We start from the raw sequence: 11,438 nt of genomic DNA on the forward strand, positions 1-11,438 counted from the left end.
AAGACAAATTTAAGTTTTTTGTCAAAAATACAACTTGTCTAAAAAACTAGGAATAAAAGAATTAAAGCTGCAATAAAAATGAAAGGTAGGGAGGTGAAAAACATGTTAGCGGAAATTTTATCACTATGTATTGCCACCACCATGTTGGCCCCGGCAGTCACCGCAGAAAATTATGCTATAGAAATGGAGGAGGATATCGTCATCCAAGAGGAATATGACCTTATACCGGCAGAAGAAATACTAGAAGAAATGCTAGAAGTAACAGAAGAAAAGGCAGAAGAGCCGGTAGAGTCAGTGGAAGTAGAAGTGCCAGAAGAGATAGAAATAGAAGAAAAAGAAGAAATAGAAGAAGCAGAAGTAGAAAAAATAGATTATCCAGTAGCCCTTAAAGAAATGGGTTATTACAAAGAAGATTATGCTGACAAAGAAATCAATATGAGAAATGCGGTTTTGCGTTTTCAAAGTGAACATAATCTGATGGTAGATGGGAAATTTGGTGAAATATCCTATAGAGCTTTAGAAAAAAGGCTTCAAGATGCAGACTACCAATATGCAGATGTCATCACAAGTCCTCCTACTGAACAGGAGTGGATAGCTATTAATAAAACCAAGAGAATCCTGACCTTCTATAAAGGTACACAAGTGATTAAAAAATATCCCATCGCCCAAGGAAAGGACCCCTCTTACACCCCTGAAGGAAAATATACGATTGTAAATAGAATAAAAAATCCAAGATGGGGAGGTGCTGGAATAGCTGCACCTGTAGCAGGAGGCTCTCCTAAAAATCCTTTAGGTTATCGATGGATGGGACTCAGCCTAAAGGGTGGAGGCTCCTATGGCATACATGGCAATAATCAGCCAAAGTCCATCGGCACAGATGCTTCCATGGGGTGTGTTCGAATGATTAATTCTGATGTAGAAGAATTATTCGAGCTGGTGAAACTCAATACCCCTGTATGGATAGGTACCCATGAGAAGTTGAAGGAGTGGGGGGTACATAATAAGAGTTACTTGAATTAGTAGTGTGTAAATAGTATGATGATAAGGATACGATGAAGCATCGTATCTTTATTTGGGTTTTACTAAATGATATAGGATATATGACCTCTTGTATAATTCACTAAAAAGTATATATAATATATTAATAAGGAAGGCTTAAGGCAGAGTGCACTTAAACATTGTTTCAAGGTCTAGTATGGTTTCTAAATTCATATTAACTATAACATAGGATGTATTTAAATTTGATTAATGTCAAAATTATTTTTAACTTTAACCACAACATAGGATGTATTAGTAAAAGGCTAAAAATTTTATATTTTAGTCTTTACTAGCGAAAGGATGTAAATTCATTGATAAATGTTAAAATTATTCATACTAATTATTGACATTTTATTACAATAGCATTATAATTTATACATATGGAATTATTTTACAACATATTTCGGCAAGGAGGTGAAAAAGTGAAAGTATATGAATTGAGGTTAAAAATCTTTTTACTGAAAAGTATAGATAAAAAAGAAGCCTTAGAGCGAATAGGAGAAATGATAGATAAATGTTTGACTGCTACAGATGAATTTCGAAATTTTCATAATAGCAACACATTCAAAAATTATACCTTTAATTCTCTATATAAGTTAGAGAGAGACGGTATCTACAAAGTAGGTAATATTTATTCTATAAAGATTCGAACTGTAGATGAGATGTTAGCGAAATACTTTAAAAAGAATCTTGCTAATGAATACACAGAACATATGAAAGGGTTGACCTTAGAGTGTAATATATTAAGAAAAAAGCCTATAGAAAAAATATACAGCATAACACCTGTCATTATAAAGACAGATGAGGGTTATTGGAAGGGACGTCTGTCCTTAGAATCATTTGAAAAGAGATTAAGAGAAAATATTATCAAAAAATATAATGATTATTTTGATACGGAAATTAGCGAAGATTTTGAACTGTTCAGTAGAATAGAGTTCAATAATCAAAAACCTATTGCTTCTTCCTATAAAAATGTAAATTTTTTAGGAGACAAGCTAACATTGTATATTGCTGAAAATGAAATTGCTCAAAATCTAGCGTACTTAGCATTAGGTACGGGGGTTGGAGAGATTAATGGGCGCGGCTATGGCTTTATGAACTACCAGTCTTTTAAGTAGGGGGTGAAAAATTGTTATCCGATGTAATACAAATTTTTAAAAAAAAGTATAAAGACCAAGGAGATCAAATTATAACCGATGCATATACGCCTGCTGATGGAGAATACATCATTATTGATACAAACCAAGATAAATTCCATATCTTAGATAAAGTATATATTAAACAGGATAAAAAAACAAGGGAAGTAGACAGTTCTAATCCACACTTTGACTTTATTTGCAAGGCAGATTATATGAGTAGGTACTTAGAATCCAATAAAGCTATAAGTGATAAAAATATACATAGCAATAATTACTTAACCTTCTTCGTGAAAAAGGAAAATATTCATAATGGTAAAATCACCAATGAAGTTATAGAAAAATACTATGACATTTTGAAGAATCCTCTAATTAAATATACTAAGTCAAAATCAAAAAAACTATATGAGTCTCTTGAAAAAAAATATGGAAAACCTAATAAAGCTCAAGTAGAAAGAATTGAAGATTGGATTAAAAATAATATTTTCAACTTAATAGATCCTGATAGTAAGGATAAATCTTATCTAAAAATTTTTTTCAAATTTGATCTAGCGATTTATAAAAATGAAAGTGAACGTTATATATTAGCCAATATCTATAACAGTACTGATTATAATGAGACGATAGATAACAAAATTTATGGCTTACCCAATGATAATATGGGACTAAATAGCAAAAAACCCTATCTAGAAAATAAAAGTAGGAAAGCTACAGTCCCCTATTTAATTTCTGAGGAAGAAGTATTAATACAAAAAAAATTTTTTGATTATTTAGCCAATCAGGCAGCACTGAATAAAACGAATATTTATATAGGAGCAAATCAAATAGAATCTTATAAAAATGATGAAACACCAGAAGAAGATTTTTGTGGCTATTATTTAAGAATAAAAAAAGGAAAAGAAATTGAAATCCATGACTTTGACACTATAGGCCTTTACGAAGCCCAGATTTCTCCATTAAGTCTAGAAAATACTTTGCAGCTTGAAAAGCCAAAACTAGAGTACAGTACGATACATAAATTGTCCACATTAAAAAATATCATTAATGATGTTTTTTTCAATAAATGCTTAACAACTAATTACTTTACAGATGCAAAGGATATAAGGATTCATGATAGTGCTTTAAAAAGAAACCTACTGATATCTAGAACTACTTTATTTACTTGGTTTTATAAAGGCAATGACAGCAATGCGTGGAAAATTCTTAAGCAAAGTAGTTTAGATTTAATAAAAGGTTCTATATATAAGGGATACTTGACGAAAGCTGGTGAGCAATTTAATTTAAGATGTGGACTAAAAAAATACTTTGAAGGGGGAGATAATATGGCTGATATTTTGGTAGATGTTAAAGATACATTAAGAGCTAAAATTACTAATAAAAGCGGAACTGAAACAATAGCAAGTGATACAGAGTATTATTTCGCAGTAGGACAACTAACTAGCTATTTTATTTCATTAAGCAAAACCAAAACAAAGATGCATTCCCTGGCAAACCCTATGATTAATGCAAAAACTAATGAAAAAATAAAAGAAGAATTGAGAAAGCTTTATAAAAAATATAATTATACAATTAATACTGCTACAAATAGATTTAATAATCTATTTGCTATGGTCTCTTCCTATGTACCAGAGGGAAAGATTATGGAGGATTTAATTATAGCTGGATATTTACATAGTAACTTACTCTATGAAAAATCCGATAAGGGAGGAAAGTGAAAATGAATAAAAGAGTTTATGGGGTTTTAGGGATTGTTTCAAGGATGAGTAATTGGAATGCTGATTTTACAGGCTATCCAAAAACAACTTCCAGTGGAGATGTATTTGGTAGTGATAAAGCATTTAAATATCCTTTAAAAAAAATGTGGGAGCAACAAGGGGAAAAGGTTTTATATATAAAGTCTCTTCGATTATCTGAAAATAAAAAAGGTGAAACGGAGCTTATACCAAGGTCTTTGAAGGAAAGATATGAATTTTTATTTGACACTAAAGACTTAAAGGAAGAAATCGATAATGGTAAAATATTGAAAAACTTATTTTGTTGCATTGATGTAAAAAACTATGGCGCTACGTTTACACCATCGAACTCTGATAAAAATATATCTATAACTGGAGCGGTTCAGGTTGGACAAGGTTTTAATAAATATGATGGAAGCCAAGCGGAAGAACAACAAATACTGTCTCCTTTTAGAGATGATAAGAAAAAAGAAATTAACAGTGGTGCAAAAAAGGAAGAAGACCAAGAAGAAGCCAAAGCATCTACTTTAGGAACCAAAATCGTTAGTAATGAAGCTCATTATTTTTACCCCTTTACTATTAATCCAGCTGCATATGATGAATTTAAAGTACTAGGAGTAACCGATGGGTATACAGAAGAAGACTATAAAAAATTTAAAAAGGCTTCTCTAGTGGCAGCTACATCCTTTAGTACAAATGCTAAAATAGGATGTGAAAATGAATTTGCTCTATTTGTAGAAACAGAAAGGGATTTATACCTTCCAGACCTGTCTCAATATGTAGGTTTTGAAAAAGGAGAGGAAAAAAATACAATAATCTTAAAATGTGATGAACTTCTCAATGAACTACAAGACAAAATTAATAATATAGAAATTTATTATAATCCTTATACTACTCAACTAGAAGAAAAGATAGAAGGAGCTAAAAAATTCAATATTTTTACCCAAAAAGAGGTGTAAGGATGAGAGCTTTAAAATTTACTCTAAGTGGAAAAACGGCTTTTTTTAAGAAACCAGATGTAAATACCTATTACTACTTTACTTATGGCAATATTCACAAAGTTGCTTTATTAGGCATACTAGGGGCTATTCTTGGTTACAAAGGATATAATCAGCAGAAACATGAGGAAAAGTCAGTATACCCTGAATTTTATGAAAAACTTAAAGCAATTAAGATAGGGGTAGTTCCTAGAAATAATAAAGGGTATATTCAAAAAAAAATTCAGTCTTTTAATAATTCTGTAGGATATGCTTCAAGGGAGCAGGGGGGGAATCTCATTGTAAAAGAACAATGGCTGGAGGAGCCCAAATGGGATATATATATTCTTATTGAAGAAGAAGTGGAAAATGAGTTAGCAGATAGGATCATGAAGAGGAGATTTCAATACATACCCTATTTAGGAAAAAATGATCATATAGCCAATATTACTGATGTACAAATTATTGACAATATTGAGCTTATAACAAATACCAATAAGATAGATAGTCTATTTCTAAAAGACTTTTTTGAACTTCAACCCTTTGAAGACGACCCTTTTGACACAGATACTGTATATGTTCCCATCTATAAATATGAAGAAATGTTGCCAGTAATGTTAGAAGAAACTACTAATAAATATGAAGTGCAATCATTCATATACACGAATTCACCGTTAGTACCTATTAAAAATTCCTTAGTTTATGAGTGTGATGGTAATATAATATTTTTCTTTTAAAAACAGGAGGGGCAACCCTCCTATTCTTTAATCATAAGGAGGTAGTTATGTATTTTAATGATGTGGAAAAATTTCAATTGGAAGAATTAATTGTGAATAATGAAAAAATATATGCCCATGTGATGAAGGAAAGAAAAGAAATATTAAAGGAACATGTCGAATTAGCCATTAAGTATTTGTATAAAATTATTGAGGTAAAACAACTTCACTCAGTTTTATTAAATTTTGAAAAAAATATATGTAAAGAGATGAGCACACAAGGAAAATTGCTATATAGAGAGATGCTATTTAATACAATATATATGCATGATCTAGGTAAGATTAACTGCAATTTTCAATACAACAGGATGAATAATAAAGAATTTAAAGGAAAAAAAGGACTAGATTTCAACAATTCTAATCACTCGATGCTTTCCTCCATAATATATCTAAATCACTACTTTAACAGGATTAAAGAACAAGAAAATAAAGATGATAGAAGTATATTGGCTATAGTAATGTTATTGAACGCTTACGCCATATCAAAACATCACGGAGGTTTTGATAGTTTTGGTGAATTTAAATCTAAATTATTAGAAAAAGATGGAGAAGGCTGGAGATTATATACAGAAGAACTTTCCATGTTTAATGAAATTTATCAAGTGCCTATAATATTTAATCATAACAAGAATCTACTAAATAGAATTTTTTCTAATGTCGAAAAAAGCTTGAAGGATAAAGAAAAGAAACAAAGAGGAATATCCATATATTTCTACATATATCAAAGATTCGTAGCATCTTTACTACTGGCTTGTGATTATTATGCTACGTCTGAATTTAAAAATCAAAGAGAAATTAAAGATTTTGGAGAAATAGAGAATATAAATCATTTCTATCAGGTTTATAAGAACACAGAAATATGTAAAGGCATACGTACATATGAGAAAGAAAGTTATGGCAAAACGAATGATTTTAATGGTATACAGGACATTAATATATTGAGAAATGAATTGTTTCTTGAGGCAGAGAAAAACTTGCTGAAAAATATTGAAAAAAACATATTTTATTTGGAAGCTCCTACGGGAAGCGGTAAAAGCAATGTTGGGTTTAATTTAAGCTTTAAGCTTATAGAAAACCTTTCAGATATAAATAAAATTTTTTATGTATATCCTTTTAATACTCTTGTTGAACAAAATATGAATACATTAAAGAAAACTTTTGAAGACAGTGCTGCGATGAAAGATATAGCTATTATCAACTCTGTAGTGCCTATAAAAACCAAGAATAGAACAGAAAATGAAGATAGTGACGTAATGAAGGATGACTATGAAATATCTTTTTTAGATAGGCAATTTTTACATTATCCTATGATTTTAACTACTCATATTAGTATATTTAATTATTTGTTTGGAACTTCAAAAGACAATTTATTCCCCTTATATCAGTTGGCAAATAGCATTATTATTTTAGATGAGATACAAAGCTATAAAAACAGGATTTGGAAAGAGATTATTACATTTCTTAAATACTATTCGGAGGCACTAAATATAAAATTTATCATCATGTCGGCCACACTACCAGATTTAAACAAACTTATTGATGAAGAGACAGAAACCATTAATTTAGTTGAGAATAGAGATAAGTACTTTAGTAATTCAATATTCAAAGATAGAGTGAAATTAGATTTTTCTTTATTAGAACTTCAAGAAAATACGATGGAAGGACTTCTAAAACATGTGCTGGAAACTGGGAAAAAAACAGAAGGTAACATTTTGATAGAATTCATAACAAAGAAAAGTGCCATGAAATTTTTCAAGAAATTGAAAGAGGAAAATGAGCTATCAGAAGATGCAGACAAAAAAGAAATAGAACTTATTACAGGTGATGACAACAGCATAGACAGAAATGCCATTATAGCAAAAGTTAAGGCTAATAAAAATATTATCCTAGTAGCTACCCAAGTGATAGAAGCAGGTGTAGATATTGATATGGATGTGGGGTACAAGGACATATCTATGTTGGATGCTGAAGAACAATTTTTAGGAAGGATTAATCGTTCCTGTATGAAGAAAAATTGCAAAGTATATTTTTTTGATTTAGATGATGCCTCTAAAATTTATAAAAATGATGTTAGGAAAGAGAAAAGTATTAACTTAACCGCTGAGAAGATAAGAAACATATTAATTGATAAAAACTTCGGAGTCTTTTATAAAGATGTATTACAAAAACTAGAAAAAGAAGCAAATAAATTAAATGATAATAATTTTTATAGCTTTATTGAGGACAACATAAAGGGACTAAACTTTAAAAAAATTGAGGAAAGAATGAAACTCATAGATGAGCATTATCGATATAGTGTATTCTTAAGCAGGAGGATTGAATTAGAAAATAATAAAATTTTAAATGGAGAAGAGGTTTGGAAGGAGTATATTACTCTATTAAAGAATAATGATTTAGAGTATGCGGAGAAAAAAATCAAGCTATCTAGAGTAACGGCCAGTCTAAATCATTTTATATATAAAGTACAAAAAAATGATTTTACTTACCAGGAAAGAATTGGAGATCTTTATTATATTACTGATGGTGAAAGATATTTCGTAGATGGTAAATTTGATAGAGAAAATTTTGATAAGGGTATTGGGGATTTTATATAGGAGGAACTATGAGAGTAAATGGTACGTTGGTGAATTATTATTTTCATTGTAAAAGGCAGTGTTGGCTACATGGAAATAGAATTAACTTGGAGGATAACAGTGAGGATGTAAGGATCGGCAAAGCTATTCATGAAATAAAAAAAGAAAAAAATAAGTCTACAGAGATAAGCATTGACAATATAAAAATAGACAAGCTTACGCAAGAGTATCTAACGGAAGTAAAAAAGTCTGATGCTGACATAGAGGCTACTAAGTGGCAAACATTATTTTATTTAAAGATATTGAGAGAAAAGGGGATAGAGAGAAAAGGAAAATTAGAGTTTACTGAAAAAAACAAGAGTAAAAGCATCGTTATTGTAGAATTAGATGACAAAAAATTAGCGGAATTAGAGGAGATAACAAAGAATATTCAAAAGCTATTGATCGAGGAAGAAGCACCACAGGTAATTAATAAACCAAAATGCAAGAAGTGTTCATACTTTGAATACTGTTATATATAGGAGGGGACTATGGGAAGTACGAGATATATAACGTCTATGGGAGAATTAACAAGAAAGGATAATTCCTTATGCTTTAGGAAGGATAATAAAAATGTCTATATACCTGTAGAAAATACAAAGGAAATTTACTGTATGTCAGAAGTGAGCATCAATAGTAAGTTATTGGATTTTCTTTCCCAAAACAATGTAGTAATTCACTTTTTTAATTACTATGAGGGATATAGTGGTACCTTTTATCCAAAACAACAGTACAATAGTGGAAAAATTCTTATAAAACAAGTAGAAGCTTATCATACGAAAAGATTAATTATAGCAAAGAGCATTGTGAAGGCTATTGGGGACAACATGTATGAGGTTCTATATCATTATTATAAACACAATAAAAAAGAGGTAAAAGGGACTATTGATTGGATAAGAAAAGATATGCAAGGAAATTTGGAAAAATCTAAAAATATTCAACAGATTATGCAGGTAGAAGGAGAGCTATGGCAAAGATTCTATGGAGAATTCAAACATATACTTTTAGAAGATTTTGTTATGAGTAGAAGAGTAAAAAGACCTCCAGATAATCCAATCAATGCTTTGGTGTCCTTTGGAAACTCATTACTATATACAAAAACAATAACAGCTATATACAATACTCATTTAGACCAAAGAATCAGTTTTTTACATGCACCTTCGGAGGGTAGATTTTCTCTTAGTTTAGATATAAGTGAAACTTTCAAACCGGTACTGGTCTTTAAAACCATTTTTGATCTGGTAAATAATAAGAAAATACAAGTAAGCAAGCATTTTGATAAAAAGGTTAACTACTGCTTATTAAATGAAGAAGGGAGAAAAATATTTATCACTGCTTTTGAGGAAAGACTGGAGAGTGTATTTCTTCATCAGAAGCTTAAAAGGAAAGTAAGTTATAAGACAGCGATAAAGTTAGATTGTTATAAGCTTATAAAGTTTATACTGGAGGATGTAGAGTTTAAACCTTTTGATATAAAGGAGAAAATGTAAATGAAAAAAAATTATAATTACAATTATGCTTTTCTTTTTTATGATGTCAATGTTAAGCGAGTCAATAAAGTATTTAAAGTATGTAAAAAATATTTATCTCACTTTCAAAAATCTGTTTTCAGAGGGGATATAACACCATCGAAGTTGATGTTATTGAAAGAGGAACTGAATAGAGTAATAGATGAATCTGAGGATTTTGTATGTATCATAAAGTTGATGAATAACAATGTATATGGAGAAGAAATATTAGGCAACAAGCAAAATGATACAGGGGAAGATCTCATATTATAAGAAATTTCAAAAAAATGGTATTTGTACTTTTACCAGGCAACATTTTTATTTCATAGCATTTAATTCACTGTTTTAAATCGTTATAGATGTATTTGTATAAAATTCATATTCTTAATAAATTGACTTGGTAAAAAATTTATTATACTATTGATTTAGCTTGATTATGACGAAAAATCAAAAGATTGGAATGAGTTGCTTGCAATGATTGAACCTCAACATAGGATGTATTTAAATGAAGAACAAAACCTTTTCTTTCTAGTTCTTCCCATATTGAACCTCAACATAGGATGTATTTAAATTAATAAAAAATCTCCAATATAGAAAAATCCAATATATTGAACCTCAACATAGGATGTATTTAAATGATGGCACACGCCACTGACGAAATTAAGGATATGTAATTGAACCTCAACATAGGATGTATTTAAATTGATTTAGCCACCTGTATAAAGTGCTTAAAGGAATAATTGAACCTCAACATAGGATGTATTTAAATTATAATCTTCTAGCATTTCTAAGATTTCATCAAAATATTGAACCTCAACATAGGATGTATTTAAATATATAGGATTGACTAGCTACAATTACAAGGAAGCAGGATTGAACCTCAACATAGGATGTATTTAAATAACTAAAAGAAAATTTTATTACTATTCCCACGATCAAAATTGAACCTCAACATAGGATGTATTTAAATTAATCAAGTTGCAGCATAACAGATCCACAGCTGCTGATTGAACCTCAACATAGGATGTATTTAAATAGAGGAATTGGGGAAAAAAGTTGGTGTATCTAGGCATTGAACCTCAACATAGGATGTATTTAAATCCATATTTTTTTCTGTAAAAAAACATTTCTGAATCAATTGAACCTCAACATAGGATGTATTTAAATTGCAATTTTTTCATTTTAAAACTCCTCCTTTTCATAATTGAACCTCAACATAGGATGTATTTAAATTGCAATTTTTTCATTTTAAAACTCCTCCTTTTCATAATTGAACCTCAACATAGGATGTATTTAAATATACTTTTGGTACAATTTTATACCAAATTACATTACATTGAACCTCAACATAGGATGTATTTAAATCAATTTTAATGATTATGTTAATGTTAACTTTAACTTATTGAACCTCAACATAGGATGTATTTAAATCAGTTTCTTCACGAAGAAGGCTTTAAGCATCATGCAATTAAACCTCAACATAAGATGTATTTAAATATCCTTGTTTTTCTAGAACTTCTAATGAAATTTGATTGAACCTCAACATAAGATGTATTATTTATGATAATAGAAATTTTACATTCTTTTTAGTATTAGTTGAAAGGCATAATTTTCCTCACTATGTAAAACACGAATAGTGGATTTTAGGGTTTTAAATT

General features: G+C 29.7%; 9 protein-coding genes and 1 CRISPR repeat array. All 9 genes read left to right on the forward strand.

Features of this window, described 5'->3' with window-relative positions:
* Nucleotides 1-102: 102 nt before the first annotated feature.
* Entirely contained in the window at nucleotides 103-1,020 is a 918-nt protein-coding gene (locus tag BJL90_RS11210; protein WP_156778765.1) for a L,D-transpeptidase family protein, read from the forward strand.
* A gap of 440 nt (nucleotides 1,021-1,460) precedes the next feature.
* Nucleotides 1,461-2,156 (forward strand): CRISPR-associated endoribonuclease Cas6, encoded by a 696-nt coding sequence (gene cas6 / locus BJL90_RS11215; protein WP_070967952.1) that lies wholly within the window; start codon nucleotides 1,461-1,463, stop codon nucleotides 2,154-2,156.
* Nucleotides 2,157-2,167: 11 nt separating this feature from the next.
* Nucleotides 2,168-3,889, forward strand: coding sequence for a type I-B CRISPR-associated protein Cas8b/Csh1 (gene cas8b, locus BJL90_RS11220; RefSeq protein ID WP_070967955.1), 1,722 nt, complete (start codon nucleotides 2,168-2,170; stop codon nucleotides 3,887-3,889).
* 2 nt (nucleotides 3,890-3,891) lie between these two features.
* Nucleotides 3,892-4,866, forward strand: a complete 975-nt coding sequence (locus tag BJL90_RS11225) for a type I CRISPR-associated protein Cas7 (RefSeq protein WP_070967958.1) — start codon at nucleotides 3,892-3,894, stop codon at nucleotides 4,864-4,866.
* Between the two features lie 2 nt (nucleotides 4,867-4,868).
* Entirely contained in the window at nucleotides 4,869-5,621 is a 753-nt protein-coding gene (cas5b, locus tag BJL90_RS11230) for a type I-B CRISPR-associated protein Cas5b (RefSeq protein ID WP_070967961.1), read from the forward strand.
* A gap of 47 nt (nucleotides 5,622-5,668) precedes the next feature.
* Nucleotides 5,669-8,254, forward strand: coding sequence for a CRISPR-associated helicase/endonuclease Cas3 (locus BJL90_RS11235; protein WP_070967963.1), 2,586 nt, complete (start codon nucleotides 5,669-5,671; stop codon nucleotides 8,252-8,254).
* Between the two features lie 8 nt (nucleotides 8,255-8,262).
* On the forward strand, nucleotides 8,263-8,754 hold the full coding sequence (gene cas4, locus BJL90_RS11240) for a CRISPR-associated protein Cas4 (RefSeq protein ID WP_070967966.1): 492 nt from the start codon (nucleotides 8,263-8,265) through the stop codon (nucleotides 8,752-8,754).
* 9 nt (nucleotides 8,755-8,763) lie between these two features.
* The gene (gene cas1b / locus BJL90_RS11245) at nucleotides 8,764-9,762 is read left to right on the forward strand and encodes a type I-B CRISPR-associated endonuclease Cas1b (RefSeq protein ID WP_070967969.1); all 999 of its coding nucleotides are present in this window, start codon (nucleotides 8,764-8,766) and stop codon (nucleotides 9,760-9,762) included.
* Nucleotides 9,763-10,053: a CRISPR-associated endonuclease Cas2 gene (gene cas2 / locus BJL90_RS11250; protein ID WP_070967972.1), complete on the forward strand. Its 291-nt coding sequence runs from the start codon at nucleotides 9,763-9,765 to the stop codon at nucleotides 10,051-10,053.
* Nucleotides 10,054-10,257: 204 nt separating this feature from the next.
* Nucleotides 10,258-11,341: a CRISPR direct-repeat array (repeat unit 30 nt; unit sequence ATTGAACCTCAACATAGGATGTATTTAAAT).
* The last annotated feature ends 97 nt before the right edge of the window (nucleotides 11,342-11,438 follow it).

The organism is Clostridium formicaceticum, assembly GCF_001854185.1.
GTDB classification, from domain to species: Bacteria; Bacillota; Clostridia; order Peptostreptococcales; family Natronincolaceae; genus Andreesenella; species Andreesenella formicacetica.